The 19,661-nt window shown below is 71.0% G+C and carries 19 protein-coding genes and 1 riboswitch; of the genes, 16 read left to right on the top strand and 3 right to left on the bottom strand.

From position 1 onward, the window contains the following. Window positions 1–222 precede the first annotated feature (222 nt). The 3 genes from ACZ5NW_RS21145 to ACZ5NW_RS21135 form a co-directional block, all read right to left on the bottom strand. The gene (locus tag ACZ5NW_RS21145; RefSeq protein WP_468745398.1) at window positions 223–978 is read right to left on the bottom strand and encodes an MBL fold metallo-hydrolase; all 756 of its coding nucleotides are present in this window, start codon (window positions 976–978) and stop codon (window positions 223–225) included. Between the two features lie 34 nt (window positions 979–1,012). Then, window positions 1,013–2,008 (bottom strand): GlxA family transcriptional regulator, encoded by a 996-nt coding sequence (locus ACZ5NW_RS21140; protein WP_468745397.1) that lies wholly within the window; start codon window positions 2,006–2,008, stop codon window positions 1,013–1,015. A gap of 95 nt (window positions 2,009–2,103) precedes the next feature. Next, window positions 2,104–2,697 carry a TetR/AcrR family transcriptional regulator gene (locus ACZ5NW_RS21135; RefSeq protein ID WP_468745396.1) on the bottom strand — a complete coding sequence of 198 codons (594 nt, stop codon included), beginning with the start codon at window positions 2,695–2,697 and terminating at the stop codon, window positions 2,104–2,106. A gap of 123 nt (window positions 2,698–2,820) precedes the next feature. On the opposite strand from ACZ5NW_RS21135, the gene ACZ5NW_RS21130 reads away from it, so the two are divergent. From ACZ5NW_RS21130 to ACZ5NW_RS21055, 16 genes are all read left to right on the top strand, one after another. After that, complete coding sequence (locus tag ACZ5NW_RS21130; protein ID WP_468745395.1) at window positions 2,821–3,468, top strand: peroxiredoxin-like family protein; 648 nt, start codon at window positions 2,821–2,823, stop codon at window positions 3,466–3,468. A 499-nt stretch (window positions 3,469–3,967) separates the two neighbouring features. Beyond that, a complete protein-coding gene (locus ACZ5NW_RS21125) occupies window positions 3,968–4,864 on the top strand; it encodes a TauD/TfdA dioxygenase family protein (protein ID WP_468745394.1) in 897 nt (298 codons plus the stop codon). Continuing rightward, window positions 4,861–5,754: an ABC transporter permease gene (locus ACZ5NW_RS21120; protein WP_468745393.1), complete on the top strand. Its 894-nt coding sequence runs from the start codon at window positions 4,861–4,863 to the stop codon at window positions 5,752–5,754. Before ACZ5NW_RS21125 ends, ACZ5NW_RS21120 begins: the two co-directional genes overlap by 4 nt. Continuing rightward, on the top strand, window positions 5,751–6,482 hold the full coding sequence (locus ACZ5NW_RS21115) for an ABC transporter ATP-binding protein (protein ID WP_468745392.1): 732 nt from the start codon (window positions 5,751–5,753) through the stop codon (window positions 6,480–6,482). The genes ACZ5NW_RS21120 and ACZ5NW_RS21115 overlap by 4 nt, the downstream gene beginning before the upstream one ends. Window positions 6,483–6,526: 44 nt before the next feature. Beyond that, window positions 6,527–7,582, top strand: coding sequence for an aliphatic sulfonate ABC transporter substrate-binding protein (locus ACZ5NW_RS21110; protein WP_468745391.1), 1,056 nt, complete (start codon window positions 6,527–6,529; stop codon window positions 7,580–7,582). Further along, complete coding sequence (locus ACZ5NW_RS21105; RefSeq protein WP_468745390.1) at window positions 7,579–8,907, top strand: LLM class flavin-dependent oxidoreductase; 1,329 nt, start codon at window positions 7,579–7,581, stop codon at window positions 8,905–8,907. Before ACZ5NW_RS21110 ends, ACZ5NW_RS21105 begins: the two co-directional genes overlap by 4 nt. 230 nt (window positions 8,908–9,137) lie before the next feature. Next, window positions 9,138–9,248 carry a putative leader peptide gene (locus tag ACZ5NW_RS21100; RefSeq protein ID WP_468745389.1) on the top strand — a complete coding sequence of 37 codons (111 nt, stop codon included), beginning with the start codon at window positions 9,138–9,140 and terminating at the stop codon, window positions 9,246–9,248. Between the two features lie 134 nt (window positions 9,249–9,382). After that, on the top strand, window positions 9,383–10,246 hold the full coding sequence (locus ACZ5NW_RS21095; RefSeq protein WP_468745388.1) for a glutathione S-transferase C-terminal domain-containing protein: 864 nt from the start codon (window positions 9,383–9,385) through the stop codon (window positions 10,244–10,246). 65 nt (window positions 10,247–10,311) lie between these two features. Next, window positions 10,312–10,420: riboswitch (SAM riboswitch) on the top strand. Between the two features lie 324 nt (window positions 10,421–10,744). Beyond that, entirely contained in the window at window positions 10,745–11,725 is a 981-nt protein-coding gene (locus ACZ5NW_RS21090) for an amino acid ABC transporter permease (protein WP_468745387.1), read from the top strand. Then, window positions 11,722–12,519 (top strand): amino acid ABC transporter ATP-binding protein, encoded by a 798-nt coding sequence (locus ACZ5NW_RS21085; protein WP_468745386.1) that lies wholly within the window; start codon window positions 11,722–11,724, stop codon window positions 12,517–12,519. The genes ACZ5NW_RS21090 and ACZ5NW_RS21085 overlap by 4 nt, the downstream gene beginning before the upstream one ends. Before the next feature lie 63 nt (window positions 12,520–12,582). Then, complete coding sequence (locus ACZ5NW_RS21080; protein WP_468745385.1) at window positions 12,583–13,605, top strand: transporter substrate-binding domain-containing protein; 1,023 nt, start codon at window positions 12,583–12,585, stop codon at window positions 13,603–13,605. A 108-nt stretch (window positions 13,606–13,713) separates the two neighbouring features. Then, entirely contained in the window at window positions 13,714–14,931 is a 1,218-nt protein-coding gene (locus ACZ5NW_RS21075) for an LLM class flavin-dependent oxidoreductase (protein WP_468745384.1), read from the top strand. Window positions 14,932–14,951: 20 nt separating this feature from the next. Then, window positions 14,952–16,325, top strand: coding sequence for an NtaA/DmoA family FMN-dependent monooxygenase (locus ACZ5NW_RS21070; protein ID WP_468745383.1), 1,374 nt, complete (start codon window positions 14,952–14,954; stop codon window positions 16,323–16,325). Window positions 16,326–16,483: 158 nt separating this feature from the next. Then, window positions 16,484–17,644, top strand: coding sequence for an LLM class flavin-dependent oxidoreductase (locus ACZ5NW_RS21065; protein WP_468745382.1), 1,161 nt, complete (start codon window positions 16,484–16,486; stop codon window positions 17,642–17,644). Window positions 17,645–17,919: 275 nt separating this feature from the next. After that, window positions 17,920–19,143: an acyl-CoA dehydrogenase family protein gene (locus ACZ5NW_RS21060; RefSeq protein WP_468745381.1), complete on the top strand. Its 1,224-nt coding sequence runs from the start codon at window positions 17,920–17,922 to the stop codon at window positions 19,141–19,143. 48 nt (window positions 19,144–19,191) lie between these two features. Next, window positions 19,192–19,650 carry an RrF2 family transcriptional regulator gene (locus ACZ5NW_RS21055; RefSeq protein WP_468745380.1) on the top strand — a complete coding sequence of 153 codons (459 nt, stop codon included), beginning with the start codon at window positions 19,192–19,194 and terminating at the stop codon, window positions 19,648–19,650. Window positions 19,651–19,661 lie beyond the last annotated feature (11 nt).

Below are 19,661 nucleotides of genomic sequence, written 5' to 3'. Positions count from 1 at the left end.
CAGGGTGCGACCGAGCGTGCAACTAGCCAGAACCAGGAAGAGATTGCCTGCGGCGAACCAGAGGGTCAAGAGGTGCCGCACACAATGATGTGAGCAGACATGGGATCTATCGCTCCGGTCGGGCGTTCTTGTCTGGGCGCGTTGGGATCCGCGCGGGAGAGAGATGTCGACTTCCTTGGCAAGGGTGCCCTGCTTGGCGCGTTCGATTGTGTGCCCTCTTGGCTACTCGGCACGCTCCGCCGACGGGCGCATGCGGCCGCGGGCTGCTCGGCGTTCGAGCTTGCGCTGTTCCGCCGTAGCCCACCGTTCGGCGCGGGCCGGGTCGACGGTCGTGCCGTGGCCGACGTGGAGCCGGGCGGGCTTGAGGGCGAGCATCGCGCGGAGGCTGGCGAGGTTGGCGAGCGGGTCGTCGTGGAACGGCGGGTTGGCGGGGCGGCCCTTGAGCAGGCCCATGAAGGAGTTGGCGATCAGGTCGCCGGCCACCAGTTCCCCGTCGTCGGTGAGGACGGAGACGGAGCCGGCGGTGTGGCCGGGAGTGGGGATGATCCGGCCGTTGACGCCGAAGTCCGCGAGCCCCGTCTCGCCGTGGACCAGGAGGTCGGGCTCGAAGGGTTCGGCCTGTTCGTGGAGCTTCGGGTTTCGGGCCATCAGCCGTCCCATCGGCCCGGTGGGCAGATACGGTTCGCGTACCCGGCCGCTGCGGTAGGGGCCGAGGTCGGCGGCGTGGGCGGCGATCGGCGCGTCGGTGAGGCGGCGCAGTTCGGCGGCGGAGCCGTAGTGGTCGATGTGGCCGTGGGTGACGACGATGAGGCGGATGTCCTGCGGGTCGACACCGTGGGCGGCGACCTGTTCGGTGATGCGCCGGCCGCTGCCGGGGGTTCCGGCGTCGACGATGACCGGGTGACGGCCGAGCAGTAGGTAGGCATTGACGGCGTGCCGCCCCAGGACGGGGATGGGGATGATCTTGGTGCGGGGCAACGGCGTGCTCCTCGGGGGAGGGAGTGATGGGGGCTCATCGGGCGGTGGCGTGGGGGCGGAACCGGCGCCGGTATTCGGCCGGGGTCGCGCCCAGGCGGCGGCGGAAGGCCCGGTGCAGGGTCTCGACCGACCCGAGTCCGCTGGCGGCGGCGATGTCGGGCAGGCTGCGCGAGGACTCCTCCAGGAGACGGCGGGCCGCCTCCACCCGGACCGCCTCCAGGTAGTCGGCCGGTGTGCGGCCGGTGCAGTCGCGGAAGACCCGGGCGAAGTGGCGCACGCTCAGGTTCAGGCGGGCGGCCATGGCCTCGACCGGGATCCGCTCGGCGAGGTTGTCGTCGATCCAGCGGCGGAGTTCATCGATGCGGTCGTCGGCGCTCGCCTGGAGCGAGAGCGGCACGCTGAACTGCGTCTGGCCGCCAGGGCGTTTGACGTACATCACCATGGCGCGGGCGGCGTCGAGGGCGACCGTCGGTCCGTGGTCCTCGGCCACCATGGCGAGGGCGAGGTCCATGGCCGCGGTCACGCCCGCGCAGGTCCAGATCTGCCCGGCCCGGATGAAGATCGGCTCCGGGTCGACCGCGATGTCCGGGTGCTGGGCGGCCAGTTGGTCGGCGGTGAGCCAGTGGGTGGTGGCGGGCAGGCCGGTGAGGAGCCCGGCCTCGGCGAGCAGGTGGACGCCGGCGCACACACCGCCGACGCGGCGTGCGGCCGGGGCCGCCGTGGCCAACCATGTGACGACGTCCTGGTCGACGACGGCCTGGTGGCGTCCGTCGGCGTGATCCAGGGCGCCGGCCACGAGGAGGGTGTCGATGGCCGGTCCCACCTCGGCCAGCGACCGCGCCGCGATCAGGCTGATCCCGGCGGCGGTGGGCAGCGGGCCGGCCTGGGCGGCGGCGATCTCGACGCGGTATCCGGGTGCGTCGCCTTCCACCAGGCGGGAGGCGACGGAGAAGACCTCCGCCGGGCCGGTCACCTCCAGCAACTCGACTCCGGGGAAGGCGGCGATGACGACGGTGCGCGGTTCGGGCATGCCCCGATCCTTCCGCCGCCCCGGTCATGTCCGCAATGACGGGGTTCTGTCAGATTCGGTCATCCGCTAGGCGAGGGTGCGGCGATGCGAGGAGGTCACCGCCTGCGGGTCACGGCGGTGACCGCCGCCGCGACGGTCGCCCGGAGTTGCTGGGCATCCGCCCCGGCGCGGGAGCGCAGGTTCACACCGTGCGCGAGGAGCGCCAGGATGTCGGCCGCGGCTCCGGGGTCGACTTCTTCGGCGAGTTGCCGCCGGCGTCGGGCCGAGAGGAGCGCGGTGTGCAGGGCGTCGCGCAGCCGCTGGTGCTGGCGGTCCAGGAGGGCGCGCACCTCGGGGTCGCTGTTCTCGGTGCCGGCGTGCGCGTTGGAGACCATGCAGCCCCACCGGGCGTACTCGCCGGTGCAGCGGGTCTCGATCAGGGCGGTGAAGAAGTCGGTGACGGCCGGTAGTCCGCGGTCGTCCTCTTCGAGGCGGCTGAGGGGCGGCCGGGAGCGGTTCTGGACGTAGCGTTCGAGGGCGGCGCGGTACAGCTCCTGCTTGCCGCCGTAGGTCGCGTACAGGCTGGAGCGGCTGAGCCCGGTGGCGTTCACGACGTCCTGGATCCCGGTGGTGGCCACGCCCTGCCGCCAGAACAGCCGTACCACGGTGTCCAGGGTCGCGTCGGGGTCGAAGTGCTTGACGTCCGGCATGCGGTCTCATTCCGTCATCTTGAACTGATGGTTCCAAGATATCGCCTCGCCCATTGACGTGGAGTGCACCGCCCTCGCTATCTTGAAACGACCATTCCAAGATGATCCCTCGTGAGGAGACCCGTGAGCGTCAACGCCGAACTGCGCGCCTTCTTCGACAGCCGCCGGCAGCAGATCCCCGCGGACGTCCGCGCCGTCATGCAGCGCGCGGCCCGCGAGCTGGCCGCCTCGGGCCAGGCGGACGAGGCTCTGACCGTCGGCGCCAAGGCCCCGTCCTTCAGCCTGCCATCGGCCACCGGGGAGACCGTCGCCCTGGACGAACTGCTCGCCGACGGGCCGGTCGTGCTGACGTTCTACCGCGGCGCCTGGTGCCCCTACTGCAACATCGCCCTGCGATCCCTCCAGCAGCACCACGACGCCATCACCGCCCGCGGTGCCCGTCTGGTAGCCGTCTCGCCGCAGACCCCCGACGAGTCCTTGTCGCACGCGGAGAAGAACGAGCTGGCCTTCGACGTGCTCAGCGACATCGGCTGCGAAACCGCCCAGCGGTTCGGCCTCGCCTTCGACCTGCCGGACGACCTCGCCGCCGTCTACGAGGGCCTCGGTATCGACCTCCACCGCTCCAACGCCGGCCACGCCCGCACCCTGCCGATCCCCGCGACCTACGTCATCGACCGGGACGGCGTGATCCGCTGGGCCTTCGTCGACTCCGACTACACCACTCGCGCCGAACCGGCCGACATCCTCATCGCACTCGACAGGCTGGGCTGACAGCGCCGCCCCCAAGGGCGTCGCCCGGAGCACCGTCAGGTCGTGCAGCGGCAGGGTGGGTGTCATCAGGTCGTAAGCCCCGAACGCGTACTGCGCTCACCCTCTCCGTGTCCGCAATGCAAGACCCGTCCGGGAAGGCATTGACCGACACGGTGGACCTCTGCTGAACTCCCGTCCTATGAACCCGCGCGTGGACCTCACTCGGCGGCGCCACATCGATCTGGCGCACGCCTCCAGCGCGTCGTGTTGTCGCTGACGCGGCAAGGGATCGTCGTTTCCTTCTTCTGAGGGCTCCCCTCTCCTTCTCCCTCTCATCTGCTTCCCGTATGAGCCGGGAACTCGTATGAGCCGGGAGCCCCTTCGCGTACGCCGTCGCCGCTGCTGAGAACGCCGCTGCTCCGTGCGGTCGATCCGTGCCGCGCGGCTCCACACCCTTTCACCCAACTCGCCGTCCCCCAGCACCCCTTGGTGTGCCCATCCGCCCGGGAGGGATCCCCTCATGTCCCCATCCATCCGTAAACTCACCGCCCGCATCGGCGCGGTCGTCGAGGGCGTCGACCTCACGGCGCCCCCCGACGTCCCGACGGTCACGGCGCTGCGTGACGCCCTCAACGAACACAAGGCGATCGTCTTCACCGACGTCGACCTCGACAACGCCGGTCAGGAGCGCGTGGCCAGGTGGTTCGGCGACCTCACCACCGCCCACCCGAACGTGCCGGCCACCGACGGCACCACGCACGTCCTCGCCGTCGACAGCGCGACGTCCAAGGCCAACGAGTGGCACACCGACGTCACCTTCGTGGTCAACCCGCCGCAGCTCACCACGCTCCGGTCCATCGTGACCACGCCCTACGGCGGCCAGACCCTCATCGCCGACGCCGGTGCGGCCTACCGCGACCTGCCCGCACCGCTGCGCGCCCTCGCGGACACGCTGCGCGTCGTGCACACCAACCAGTACGACTACGCGCGCCCCGCGGCCGCCACGGCCGAACGACAGGAGTACGACCGCGTCTTCGTCTCCACGCCCTACGAGACCGAGCACCCGGTGGTGCGGGTGCATCCACTGACCGGTGAACGCGGCCTGTTCATCGGCGGATTCGCCAAACGGATCGTCGGCCTGCCGAGCGCGGACTCGGCGGACCTGCTGCGCATCCTGCAGTCGTACGTGACCCGTCCGGAGAACCTCCTCACCTGGACCTGGTCCCCGAACCAGCTGCTGATCTTCGACAACCGGATCACCCAGCACTACGCGGTGGACAACTACGACGACCACCCGCGCCGCCTCAACCGGGTCACGGTCGCGGGAGAGGTGCCGACCGGTGTCGACGGCCGCCGCAGCGTGCAACTGGTCGGCGACGCCTCGCACTACAGCAGCGCGTCGGCGGTGGCGGCATGACCGAGCTCAGCCTGAAGGCTCCCGCCGTCACCGGCGGCCCGCACGCCACGCCGACGGGCGTGCGGGAACGCGAGGTCTTCCTGCCGCGCGACGCCCGCCGCCGGACGCCGCTCAGCGCACTCCGCGACCGCCTGCGCTGGCCGCTGGGCATCTACACCACCCCGGTCGCGATCCTCCTCGCCTGGGAGATCCTCGCCCGGGCCGGAGCGGTGTCGAAGACCTACGCCCCCGCGCCGACGTCGATCGCGAAGTCCGCCGCCGATCTGTGGCGACAGGGCGTGCTCGGCCCGGACTTGGCGATCTCGCTGCAGCGGGCCGGCATCGGTCTCGCGATCGGTCTGACCGTGGGCATCGTCACCGGTGTGCTGGGCGGGCTGCTGCGCAGCGGCGAGTACCTGTTCAACGGCGTCGTCCAGGTGCTCAACACGATCCCCCTCCTCGCCGTACTGCCGCTGATGATCGTGTGGTTCGGCATCGACGAACTCACCAAGGTGCTGCTGATCTCCTTCGGCGCCGGCGTCCCGATGTATCTCAACCTGTTCGCGGCGATCCGCGGTGTCGACCAGCGGCTGATCGAGATGGCGCGCACGACGGGCGCCGGGAACTGGCGCCTGGTGACGCGCGTGCTGGTGCCCGGAGCCCTGCCCGGGTTCCTGGTCGGCCTGCGGTTCTCCCTGGCGTACAGCGTCCTCGGCCTCGTCGCCGCCGAAACGGTCAACGCCGACAAGGGACTCGGCTTCCTCATCACTCAGGGGCAGACCTACCTCCAGACCAACCAGGTCTTCGTGGGATTGGTGATCTACTCGCTCCTCGGTCTGCTCGCCGACCAGTTCGTCCGGGCTCTGGAACGGGTGCTGCTGCGGTGGCGACCCGGATATGAGGCGTCATGAGCGGCACCATCGCGTCGGAGCCCCGCCGGCGAACCGGAGCCGTCGTCGAGCAGGTGGTCCGCCGGTTCGGTGACCGGGTCGTGCTCGACCACCTCGATCTCACCATCGCCGACGAGGAGTTGGTGATCCTGCTCGGCCCCTCCGGCTGCGGCAAGAGCACCCTGCTGCGGCTGCTGGCAGGGCTCGACCGGCCCGACGGCGGGCGCGTGGAGGTTCCGGCACGGCGGGCGATCGTCTTCCAGGCCGACCGCCTGCTGCCCTGGCAGCGGGTCCTGCGCAACGTCACGCTCGGCCTGCACGGCCCCGACGCGGACGAGCGGGCCCGCGAGGTGCTCGCCGAGGTCGGTCTCCCGGGCCGTGAGAAGGCATGGCCCAAGGAGCTCTCCGGCGGCGAGGCCCAGCGGGTGTCGCTCGCCCGTGCACTGGTGTCGGAGCCCGAACTCGTCCTGCTGGACGAGCCGTTCGCCGCTCTGGACGCCATCACCCGGCTGCGCATGCACGACCTCGTCCGCGCGCTGCGCAGCAAGCACCACGCGGCCATGCTGCTGGTCACCCATGACGTCGACGAGGCGATCGCCCTGGCGGACCGCGTCGTCGTCATGAGCAACGGCCGCATCGGCGCCTCGCACGAGGTCGGCCTCTCCGCCGCGGACCGCGAGTCGAGCGCGGCCCGCGAGGAGCTCCGCGCCCGCCTCCTGGGCGACCTCGGCCTCGCCGGACAGCACTGACCTTCCCGAACACCCTCACCCAGCACAGAAAGACACGACAACCCATGCGAAAGAGAACGACCAGACTCATCGGCGCCGTCGGTTCGCTCACCCTGGCGGGTACGCTCGCCGCCTGCGGATCCTCCTCGGACTCCACCCCGCCGCTGAGCAAAGCCGTCGACGCGAGCGAGGCCCAGCACCCCGAGTGGAGCAAGTACACCTTCACCATCGGCGACAACGGCGGTGACGGCAGCCAGGAACTGGCGCGGATCACCGGCGCGTTCGACAGCGCGCCCTACAAGGTGAAGTTCGCCCGCTTCACCTACGGCCCGCCGCTCGTGCAGGCCGCCGCCTCGGGCGACATCGACCTCGGCAGCGTCGGCGACGTGCCGCCGATCACCGGCGCCGCGAAGGAGTACGGCTTCAAGGTCGTCGCGGTCAACCGCTCGCTCACGCCCACCCAGTCCAACGAGAACATCATCGTTCCCAAGGGATCGTCGCTGACGTCGCTCAAGGACCTCAAGGGCAAGAAGATCGCCGTCCCGCAGGGCAGTTCGGCCCACGGCCTGGCCCTCAACGCACTCAAGAGCGTCGGCCTCACCCCCAAGGACGTGAAGCTGGTGTTCCTGGACCCGGCGGCCGGCGCCACCGCGTTCAACACCGGCAAGGTGGACGCCTGGTCGATCTGGAATCCCCAGTCCGCGATCGCGGTCAAGAACGGCGCGCGCATCCTGGCGAAGGGCCTGCCGCCGATCGACCAGACCAGCAGCTACTACGTCGCCAGCGAGAAGTCGCTCGACGACACGACCAAGCGGGCGGCGCTCACGGACGTCCTGAAGCGGCTGGCCAGCGAGTTCGCCTGGGCGATCAAGCACGAGGACAAGTACGCCGAGGCCCTCGCCAAGGAGGAGGGCATCCCGCTCGACGACGCCAAGGCCTCCGTCAAGGCGTTCGAGACCCGCGTGACACCGGTGGAGACGTCGGACATCGCGGCCGAGCAGAAGCTCGCCGACGCCTTCCTGGAGGCAGGCCAGATCACCAAGACGGTCGACGTCAAGTCGATCACCGACAACCTTCTTCCGGCCGGCTACGACAGCTCCAAGCTGAAGGTCACCTCATGAGCGCTCCACGACGTCAACTCCATCTCAACGCCTTCCTCATGGAGGCGGGCCACCACGAGGCGGCATGGCGGCTCCCGCACAGCAACCCCCGCGCCGACTTCGACCTGCGGCACTGGATCGAGCTGGCACAGCTCGCCGAGAGCGCCAGGTTCGACTCGCTGTTCCTGGCGGACGGCCCGGCCCTCATCGGCACCGGCGAGTTCCGGCCCCCGGGCCAGCTCGAACCACTGACGCTGCTCACCGCCCTGTCCCAGGCGACCAGCAGGATCGGCCTCATCGCGACCGTGTCCTCGACCTACAACGAGCCGTACAACCTCGCCCGCCGGCTCGCCTCCGTCGACCACGTCAGCGGCGGCCGCGCCGGCTGGAACATCGTCACCTCGGCCGGCGCCGACGAGGCCGCCAACTTCGGCCTCGACGACCGCCCCGGCCACGCCGAGCGCTACGCCCGGGCGGACGAGTTCCTGAAGGTGGCCAAGGCGCTGTGGGACAGCTGGGAGTCCGAGGCCGTCGTCGCGGACAGGGCCACGGGACGCTACGCCGACCCCGCGCGCCTGCACCGGCTCGACCACCGGGGCCGCCACTTCAAGGTGGCCGGCCCGCTCAATGTCGAGCGACCGCCGCAGGGTTACCCGCTGCTCGTCCAGGCCGGCTCCTCGGAGGACGGCAAGGACTTCGCGGCCCGCCACGCCGAGGCGATCTTCACCGCCCACACGACGTACGAGCGCGCGGCCGGCTTCTACGCCGACATCAAGACGCGCACCAGGGCGGCGGGCCGCGACCCGGACGGCGTCATCGTCCTGCCGGGCATCGTCCCGTACATCGGGTCGACGGAGGAGGAAGCACGGGCGCTCGCGCGGCAGTTCGACGAGCTGCGCGTCCCGGAGTACGGACTGCGCCAGCTGGCCGCCGTGTTCGAAACCGAACCCTCCGTCTTCGAACTCGACGAGCCCCTACCGGACTTCATCCTCGCCCGGCCGAAGCTGGAGGGCTCACAGAGTCGTTCCGACCTGATCATCGAGCTCGCGGTGCGCGAGCGGCTCACGGTCCGCCAGATCATCTCCCGGCTCGGGGGCGGCCGCGGCCACTTCGAGTTCGTCGGCACGCCCGAGCAGGTCGCGGACGTGATCATCACCTGGTTCGAGGGCGGTGCGGCGGACGGCTTCAACATCATGGCGCCCGCGCTGCCGTCGGGCCTGGCGGCCTTCATCGAGCACGTGCTGCCGATCCTGCGCGGCAAGGGTCTCTTCCGAGAGGAGTACGAGGGCACGACGCTCCGTGAGCACTACGGGCTGCCGGTCCCCGCGAACCAGTTCCATGACTGACCCGCCTTGCCGGCCCGACCGGCTCCCCGGGCCCGGTCCGCGCGCGACTCCCGCCGCTTCCCCAACCTGAAGCGGCGGGAGTCCGCCCGCGCGCCCGCGCACGTCACGAGAGGAAGGCCCACGACGCCGGCGGGGCCGGTGGGCGTCCGCGATGCGGGACGGCCCTCTTGACGTCGATGCCGGGTGGATCGACACTCACTGTGGGAATCCTAGTGAACAGGTAGGGAAACATGAGGCGCCTGGAGTCGGTCACCGTCCGCGTGATCCGTTCGCCTCTTCTGACCTCCCGCCGTCACATCGATCTGCTGCGCGTCTGCAGCGCGATCAGGTCCCAGGGCTGAGCCGCGCCCGTCCCGTGCCGGCGGCGCCCCGCGAGCAGGGCTCGCACCCGCCCGGCGCCCACGGCTGAGCCGTGCTCCCTCGAAAGACGTCGCTTCCGCCGCGCGTACGTCCGCGCCCGCTCCCGGGGAGAGTCATGACCGTCACACCGCTGGCCGCCCACGCCTCCGACCGACCCGCACCCGCCTTCCGGGGCCGGATCGGCCGGGACGCGCGCAGCGGCCACTACGCCGTTCCGGGCCGCTACCGCCTGCATCTGTCGACCGCCTGTCCCGACGGCCTGCGCATCGCCATCACCCATGGCCTGCTCGGCCTGGACACCATCTGTCCCGTCACCTTCCTGCCGCCCGTCCCCGACCGCCCCGAGGGCGGCCACTCGGCGCTGCGGCCGCTGTACGAGGCCAGCGCCCACCGGTACGCCGGTCCGGCCGTCGGACCGGTGCTCAGCGACGACTGGTCCGGACGGATCGTCAGCACCCACGCCCCCGACATCATGCGCGACCTCGACCGCCGGTTCGGCGGTGACCGTCTCCCGCTCTACCCGTGCGGCGCGGAGCCGGAGATCGCGGAGGTCGAGCGGATGTGCGCGGGGGGCGTCGAACAGGCGGCGCAGCGCGCCGGATCGGCCGGCGGCGAGCCGACGGAACGCGGCCTGGCGCTGACGACGCTGCTGGAGACGCTGGGCGCCCTGGACCGCGGGCTCGACGGACGCACCTATCTGATGGGCGATCACATCACTGCGGCCGACGTCGAGTTGTGGGTCACCCTCGTCCAGCTCGACACCGTGCACCGTTACCATTTGGACGCCTCCGCCGTCCAGGGCATCGCCGGCCACCCCGCCCTGTGGGCCTACGCCCGCCGCCTGGCCGCCCACCCGGCCTTCGGCACCCACCTCGACCTCGACGGCATCCACCGCCGTCACCACGCCCGCTGCCAGGGCCTGGAGGCGGCCGGAGCGGCCGTCCAGATCCTGGACTGGGCGGCACACTCGACCCCTTGACCGTTCCACCTGGTGGACCGGCGTTGACATGTGTTCGGGCCATTGACTTAACTACGGCCCAGAACGGTCATGAGTGTCGGCGACAAGCCCTGGCTGGCTGACCGGCAACCCTCGCATCGCGGTGGGGTGCCCCAGGTGACGACCGGACCGAAGACGCTTCGGTAAGCGCGAGGCCCACAGGGCCGGAACAGTGACGGTGACTCCATGTACGCAGCTCCCAGAACGGCAGCACGCCGCTCTCCGGGCTGCGTACGGCCGTACGCGAACCCCCTCGTCGCCGATCGTGCCGTCGATCTGCTCCGCGTGAACAGCGCACTGTGTACCGCACCGGGCCGCGCCCGCTGTCGGGGCTGACACCTCCCCGCAGTCCCCGCACCCCCTGACGAACACCGCCCGCGCGGTGTGCCGTTGTCCTCCTCGCCCCGGGTACCTCGCCGTCGTTCGCGCTCCCGCGCGCCGTCGCGCTGCCGGGGTGTTCCCACCCAGCCGGAGCCCACCATGAGTGAACCCCCTGGCGCCACCGTGACCCTCCCCGAGGCACGGCCCGCCGACGAACCGCCGAAAGCCCTCACCGCCCAGCGCGTACTGCCGCTCCGACGGCCGGGACGTTGGATCGCCACCGCGGTCGTCCTCGTGCTGGTCGCCCAGTTCGCGCACGGACTGGTCTCCAACCCCTTCTACCAGTGGGACCGCTTCGGCTACTGGTTCCTGCGGCCGAACATCCTCGACGGACTCCTCATCACCCTCGAAGTCACCGCCTACAGCGCCGTGCTGGGTCTGGCCGGCGGCATCCTGCTCGCCCTGGCCCGGCTGTCGAAGAGCCCGGTGCTGCGCGCGGTCAGCTGGACCTACGTGTGGGCGTTCCGCTCCATCCCGCTCATCGTGGTGCTGATCTTCCTCTACAACTTCAGCGCCCTGTACAAGACGCTGAGCATCGGTGTCCCCTTCGGCCCGGCCTTCTTCAGCTTCGACGAGTCCCGGCTCGCCACCGACATCGCCGTCGCCGTCGTCGGCCTGAGTCTCAACGAGGCCGCCTACGCGGCCGAGGTGGTCCGCGGCGGCATCCTCTCCGTCGACCAGGGCCAGCACGAGGCGGCCTCCGCCCTCGGTCTGCCGAAGGGCTACCAGTTCCGCAGGATCGTCTTCCCGCAGGCGCTGCGCTCCATCATCCCGAACTACGTCAACCAGCTCATCGGCCTGATCAAGGGCACCTCGCTGGTCTTCTACGTGTCCCTGCTCGACCTGTTCGGCACCGCGCAGTCCATGGGCTCCACGTACCCCGGCGACATCGTGCCGCTGCTGCTGGTCGTCACCGTCTGGTACCTGATCCTGACCAGCGTCGTCTCCGTCGTCCAGTTCTACGTCGAGCGGTACTACGCCCGCGGGGCCACTCGCACCCTGCCGCCGACGCCGCTGCAAAAGCTCCGCACCGGTCTCACCGACCTGCGGGCCCGTATCCGCCGGGAGGCCGCCGTATGACCGCCAAGACGCTCGACGCCCTGGCGGACGTCGAGGCCGCCACCGTCGAGGTCCACGACGTGCACAAGTGGTACGGCACCCACCGCGTGCTGAACGGCGTCGACCTGACCGTCCGCCCCGGCGAGGTCACCGTGATCCTCGGCCCCTCCGGTTCCGGCAAGTCCACCCTGCTGCGGGTCATCAACCACCTGGAGAAGCCCGAGATCGGCTACGTCAGCATCAACGGCGAGCTGATCGGGGTGAAGCGGCAGGGCGACCGGCTGAAGGAGCTCAGCGAGCGGGCCATCCTCACCCAGCGCGGCCGGATCGGGTTCGTCTTCCAGAACTTCAACCTGTTCCCGCACCTGACGGTCCTGGACAACGTGGCCGCCGCCCCGGTCGCCACCGGCCGGCTCGGCAAGCCCGAGGCCCAGGCACTCGCGCGGGAACTCCTCGGCCGGGTCGGTCTCGCCGACAAGACCGGCGCCTACCCGCGCCAGCTCTCCGGTGGCCAGCAGCAGCGCGTGGCCATCGCCCGCGCGCTCGCCCTGCGCCCCGGCGTCATCCTCTTCGACGAACCCACCTCGGCCCTCGACCCCGAACTCGTCGGCGAGGTCCTCGCCGTCATCAAGGACCTGGCGACCAGCGGCACCACCCTCGTCATCGTCACCCACGAGATCGGCTTCGCCCGCGAGATCGCCGACCGGGTCGTCTTCATCGACGGCGGCAGGATCATCGAGCAGGGCCCGCCCTCCGAGGTCCTCGACCGGCCCCGGCACGAGCGCACCAGGGACTTCCTCAGCAAGGTCCTCTGACCCGCCGCACCCCTCGACCTCCCCCCACATCGTCCTCACCACCTCCAGCGACAAGGAACAGCCATGTCTGCCCACTTCACCCGACGCAGCCTGATACGCGGCATCACCGCGGCGACCGCCGTCGCCTCCCTGGCCACCGGGCTCGCCGCCTGCGGTGGCGACAGCGACGCGGCCACCGCGGCGAGCGACACCGCCGGCACGGTCACCGTCGGCCGGCTGTCCAACGGCGCCGCCAAGGAGACCACCCTCACGGTCTCCGAGGTGGACTCCATCAGCGCCGAACTGCCCGACGCGATCAAGAAGAGCGGCAAGCTGGTGATCGGCTCCGGCACCCTGCCCTCCGGCGCTCCGCCGCTCGGCTTCGTGGGCAGCGACCAGAAGACCCTCACCGGCTCCGAGGTCGACCTGGCCCGGCTCGTCTCGGCCGTCCTCGGCCTGCAACCCGAGGTCAAGCGATTCACCTGGGAGAACCTCTTCGTCGGCATCGACAGCGGCAAGGTGAACGTCGGCTTCTCCAACATCACCGACACCGAGGAGCGCAAGCAGAAGTACGAGTTCGCCTCCTACCGCAAGGACGACCTCGCCTTCGAGACGCTGAAGTCCTCCCCGTGGACCTTCGACGGGGACTACAAGGCTCTCGCGGGCAAGACCGTCTCCGTCGGCGCGGGCACCAACCAGGAGCGGATCCTGCTGGAGTGGAAGAAGAAGCTGGAGAGCGAGGGCAAGAAGCTCACCATCAAGTACTTCCAGGACAACAACAGCCTCTACCTGGCCCTGAACAGCGGCAAGATCGATGCCTACCTGGGCCCCAGCCCCAACCTCTCCTACCACGTCACGCAGACCGCGAGCACGCCCAACGCGACCAGGATCGCGGGCCAGTACTCCGGCGCCGGCGCGAGCCTCCAGGGGCTGATCGCGGCCACCGCGAAGAAGGGCAGCGGCCTCGCGAAGCCGCTCGCCGACGCGATCAACTACCTGATCAAGAACGGCCAGTACGCCAAGTGGCTGGCCGCCTGGAACCTCTCCAACGACGCTCTGCCCACGTCCCAGATCAACCCGCCCGGACTGCCGCTCGACAACTCCTGACCATCGTGCGCGGGGGACTCCGCCGCCGCCCCACGGCGGAGTCCCCGCGCCGGACACCCGACCCCCGCGGGCCGGCGATCCCGTACGGACCTCCAGGAAGGCATCCTCGTGTCCTCAACTCCCCCTGCTCACCTCCACCTTGCCGTCGCCCTCGACGGCACCGGCTGGCACCCCGCCTCCTGGCGCGAGCAAGTCGCCCGTCCCCGTGACCTGTTCACCGCCGCTTACTGGGCGGACCTCGTCGCCGAGGCCGAGCGCGGGCTGCTCGACTTCGTCACCTTCGAGGACGGACTCGGCCTGCAGTCCTCGCGGTACGGCGAGCCGGACGGCCGTACCGACGAGGTACGGGGCCGCCTCGACGCCGTACTGATCGCCTCCCGTATCGCGCCCCTCACTCGGCACATCGGCCTGGTGCCGACCGTGATCGCCACCCACACCGAGCCGTTCCACATCTCCAAGGCGATCGCCACCCTCGACTACGTCAGCACCGGCCGCGCCGGGCTGCGGGTGCAGATCACCGCCCGCCCGCATGAGGCCGACCACTTCGGCCGCCGTACCTTCCCGCCCATCGACCTGGAGGAACTCCAGAGCCCGGCCGGACAGGAACGGCTCACCGAACTCTTCGACGAGGCCGCCGACTACGTGGAGGTCGTGCGCCGGCTCTGGGACAGCTGGGAGGACGACGCCGAGATCCGGGACGTGGCCACCGGCCGCTTCATCGACCGGGACAAGCTGCACTATATCGACTTCGAGGGCCGGTTCTTCAGCGTCAAGGGCCCCTCCATCACCCCGCGACCGCCGCAGGGGCAGCCCCTCGTCACCTCCCTCGCTCACCAGACCGTCCCCTACCGCCTGGTGGCCCGCCAGGCCGACGTCGGCTACGTCACCCCGCACGACGCCGACCAGGCCCGCGCGATCGTCGCCGAGATCCGTGCCGAGCAGGAGGCGGCCGGGCGTGCCGGTGAACGGCTCCATGTCTTCGGCGACCTGGTGGTCTTCCTCGACGAGGACCGGGCGGCGGCGGAGGACCGCCGCGCCCGCCTGGACGCCCTCGCGGCAGAGCCGTACACCAGCGACGCACGCGTCTTCGCCGGTACACCCGCCCAACTCGCCGATCTGCTCCAGGAGTTCGCGGGGGCGGGGCTGACCGGATTCCGGCTGCGGCCCGCCGTGGCCGGGCACGACCTGCCCGCCATCACCCGGGGCCTGGTCCCCGAACTCCAGCGCCGGGGCGCCTTCCGTACCGCCTACGAGGCCGACACCCTGCGCGGCCTGCTGGGCCTGACCCGCCCCGCCAACCGCTACGCAGCCGCCGCAACCGCCTGAGCCGGAAGGACCGCACCGACATGAGCAAGCCGCTGAAGCAGATCCATCTGGCCGCGCACTTCCCGGGCGTCAACAACACCACCGTGTGGAGCGCCCCGGAGGCCGGCAGCCATATCGAGTTCAGCTCCTTCGTCCACTTCGCGCAGACCGCCGAACGCGCCAAGTTCGACTTCCTCTTCCTCGCCGAGGGCCTCAGGCTCCGCGAACAGGGCGGGAGGATCTACGACTTGGATGTAGTCGGCCGCCCCGACACCTTCACGATCCTGGCCGCGCTCGCCGCCGTCACCGAACATCTCGGCCTCACCGGCACCATCAACTCCACCTTCAACGAGCCCTACGAGGTCGCCCGCCAGTTCGCCAGCCTCGACCACCTCTCCGGGGGGCGTTCCGCCTGGAACGTGGTCACCTCCTGGGACGCCTTCACCGGCGAGAACTTCCGCCGCGGCGGTTTCCTGCCGCAGGAGGAGCGCTACTCGCGTGCCAAGGAGTTCCTGGCCACCGCCAACGAGCTGTTCGACTCCTGGCACGGCGACGAGATCCTCGCCGACCAGGCCACCGGCACCTTCCTGCGCGACGCGAAGGCCGGCTCCTTCGTCCACACCGGTCAGCACTTCGACATCCACGGCCAGTTCAACGTCCCCCGCTCACCACAGGGACGTCCCGTCATCTTCCAGGCCGGCGACTCCGACGAGGGCCGCGAGTTCGCGGCCGCCGGCGCCGACGCCATCTTCAGCCGGTACGCCTCCCTCAAGGAGGGCCAGGCCTTCTACACGGACGTCAAGAACCGCCTCGCCAAGTACGGCCGCTCCCACCGCGATCTGCTGATCCTGCCCGCCGCCACCTTCGTGCTCGGCGACACCGACGCCGAGGCGGAGGACCTGGCCAAGGAGGTGCGCCGGCAGCAGGTCAGCGGCGCCACCGCCCTCAAGCACCTGGAATTCGTCTGGAACCGGGACCTGTCGGCGTACGACCCGGAAGGGCCACTGCCCGACATCGACCCGGACGTCAGCGACGACCACATCTCCAAGGGCCGCGCGCAGGTGCGCATGTACCGGGACCCGCTGGCCACCGCGCGCGAGTGGCGGGAGCTGGCCGCCGCGAACGGCTGGTCCATCCGCGACCTGGTCATCAACACCGGCAACCGGCAGACCTTCGTCGGCTCCCCGGAGACCGTCGCCCGCACCATCAACGACTACGTCCAGGCCGACGCCAGCGACGGCTTCATCCTCGTCCCGCACATCACCCCCGGCGGCCTTGACCCCTTCGCCGACAAGGTCGTGCCACTGCTCCAGGAGCAGGGCGTGTTCCGCACCGACTACGAGGGCACCACCCTGCGCGACCACCTCGGCCTCGCGCACCCGGACGACGTCCGGGACGGACGGGCGGCGTCGTGAAGCCGATCGATCCGCCGGAAGGGCCGGCACATCGGCCGCCCTGTCCTCGACGGCACCCGAGCACCCGCGACGGCCTCCTCTGATCCCTGCCGACGACCGCAGACGACCGCAGACGACCGCAGACGAACGCCGACGAACACCCTTGATCGGAGCCTCTCGTGTCCCTCACCTTCCACTGGTTCCTGCCGACCAACGGCGACAGCCGCCACGTCGTCGGCGGCGGCCACGGCACCCCCGCCACCGCGTCGGGGCGCGACCGGCCGCCCACGGTCGCCTACCTCAGCCAGATCGCCCGCGCCGCCGAGGACCTGGGCTTCGTCGGCGCGCTCACACCGACGGGAGCCTGGTGCGAGGACGCGTGGCTGACCACCGCGATGGTCAGTCAGAACACCGAGCGCCTGAAGTTCCTGGTCGCCTTCCGGCCCGGCTTCGTCTCACCGACGCTCGCCGCGCAGATGGCCGCCACCTTCCAGCGGCAGACCGGCGGACGGCTCCTGCTCAACGTCGTCACCGGCGGCGAGAGCCACGAGCAGCGGGCCTACGGAGACTTCCTCGACAAGGACGCCCGCTACCGCCGTACCGGCGAATTCCTGGAGATCGTACGAGGGTTGTGGGAGGGCAGGACCGTCGATCTGCGCGGCGAACACCTCCAGGTCGAGGACGCGCGGCTCGCGCGGGTGCCCGACCCGGTCCCCGAGGTGTACTTCGGGGGCTCCTCGCCGATCGCGGGAGAGGTCGCCGCCAAGCATGTCGACGTCTATCTGACGTGGGGCGAGCCGCCGGCCGCGGTCGCCGAGAAGATCGCGTGGGTGCGGGCGCTGGCCGAGAAGGAGGGCCGTCGCGTCCGTTTCGGCATCCGCCTGCACGTCATCACCCGTGACACCTCCGAGCAGGCCTGGGCCGAGGCGAACCGGCTGCTGGACGGCTTCGACCCGGAGGCGGTCAGGGCCATCCAGGCGGGCCTGGCCCGCAGCGAGTCCGAGGGCCAGCAGCGCATGCTCGCCCTGCACGGCGGCGGCAGCCGTGACCGTCTGGAGATCCACCCCAATCTGTGGGCCGGTATCGGCCTCGTGCGCGGCGGCGCCGGCACCGCCCTGGTCGGCAGCCACGACGAGGTCGCCGAGCGGATCGAGGAGTACCACGCCCTCGGCATCGACGAGTTCGTGCTCTCCGGCTATCCGCACCTGGAGGAGGCGTACTGGTTCGGCGAGGGCGTCCTGCCGCGGCTTCAGGCGCGTGGCCTGTGGCGGCACCCGTACGCACAGCAGGCCGCCTCCTCCACCCAGGTGCCCTTCGCCGGCGCGGGGAGCCCGCGATGAGCTGGTGATCGGCGGGCTCGAACTCGCCATCGGGGGACGCGAATCAGCCGGAGCGGCCCCGCTATCCCTAGTTTTCCTATCGAATTACTAGGGAAGTGTTGACGGTGGTCGAAGAGGAGAGTGAGGATGATGAAGCCGACGCCTCACTGCGCGCCGCCGCACTCCGGCGCCGCCTCGCCGGACACCGCGTCGGCCTGGGTCCCCCTGAAGGAAGACGCCATGACAACAGCACTGAGGTGCGCCGACAGCCGCGGTCGCGTGAAGCGGGCCCGGGCATGACGGTGACGGCCGACGGGATCACCGACGCGGGAGCCGGGCAGACCGACTGGCTGCACGTGGCCCGTGACACGGCGGACGACCTGTCGACGGACGTGGTCGAGCGCGAACAGGCCGGCAAGGCACCGTTCGACGAGGTCGCGCGGCTGCGCGAGTCGGGGCTGCTGACGTTGCTGGCCCCGGTCGAGCTGGGGGGCGGGGGTGCGGACTGGCGCACCGCCTACGCGGTCGTCCGGACCGTCGCCGCCGCCGACGGGGCCATCGGCCATCTGCTCGGCCACCACTACGTCCTGTCCCACAGCGCCCGCTTCTTCGGCGGCCCCGCGTGTGCGGCCCGGATCGAGCGGGAGTCGACGCGGGGGCAGTGGTACTGGGGAGGCGGTATCGCCTCGCACGAGCCGCCGCTCATCCTGACGCCGACGGCGGACGGCTATCTGCTGAACGGCTATCAGAGGTCCGCCACCGGCGTCGGCATCGCCGACCGGCTGGTGGTCCGAGCCGCCCGGTACGGCACCGGTGAGCCGCTGGCCGTCCTCGTCGACCCCACCCACCCGGGTGTCGTGAGCGCCGGCAGCGGGGACACCTTCGGCCAGCGGCTGGCGACCGGCGGCGGCGTGGAGTTCGACTTCGTGCCGGTCGCGGCGGACGATGTGCTCGGCTCCCTCTCGCCGGACGAGGGCGTGCTGTCGCCCTTCGCCTCTCTGTCCGCGCCGACCGCCCGTCTGGTCTCCGTCCAGTTCTGTCTCGGCGTGGCCGAGGGCCTGCTGGCAGAGGTGCGCGAGTACGGAAGGGGCATGCGGTCCGCCTGGCAGCCCTTCTCGCCCCAGCCCTGGCCGGACAGCCCGCCGCAGGATCCGTACGCGCTGACCGCGTACGGCGAGCTCGCCGTCGTCGCGCGGGCCGCGTCCGCCCTCGCCGAGCAGGCGGTCGACGCCCTGGCGCGCGGGCTCGTACAGGGCGAGGACATCGACGACGAGGAGTGCGCGGAGATCACGGTCCTGGCGAGCGTGGCGGAGTCCGCCGCCGTCCGGGCGGCGCAGGAGATCACCACCCGTGCCCTGGACGTCATCGGCTCCGACGCCGCCTCCTCCCGGCACGGCTTCGACCGCTTCTGGCGCAACGCCCGGACGCACACCCTGCGCGAGCCCGTGGCCGTCCGGCTGCGCGAGGTCGGGGACTACTTCCTCAACGGCGCGCACCCGCCGTTCACCCTCCCCGCCTGACGGCTTGAGCGGTGACGGGGGGACACGGCGGTGATGGATAATCGGGGCATGCGGATCTCGGCGCGGGCGGACTATGCGGTGCGGGCGGCCCTGGAGCTGGCCGCGGCGGGGGACGACGCCTCGCTCAAGGCCGAGGCGATCGCGTCCGCGCAGGGCATCCCGCACAAGTTCCTGGAGGGCATCCTCGGCGATCTGCGCCGGGGCGGTCTCGTGGTCAGCCAGCGGGGCGGCAAGGGCGGCTACCGGCTCGCCCGCCCGGCGGACTCGATCGCCATCGCGGACGTCATCCGCGTGGCGGACGGCCCCCTGGTGTCGGTGCGCGGGGTGCGCCCGCCCGAGCTCTCCTACGGGGGCCCCGCGGAGTCTCTGCTGCCGCTGTGGATCGCGGTACGGGCCAACGTCCGCAAGATCCTCGGCGAGGTCACCCTGGCGCACGTGGCCGCGGCCAAGTTGCCCGACGAGGTCCTGAGCCTCGCGGAGGACCCCGAGGCCTGGACGAATCCCTGACCGTCCGGCCC

Source organism: Streptomyces sp. NPDC032126, assembly GCF_055580085.1.
The sequence above is the reverse complement of the archived record's forward strand: the minus strand, read 5'-3'. Positions and strand labels throughout refer to the sequence as shown.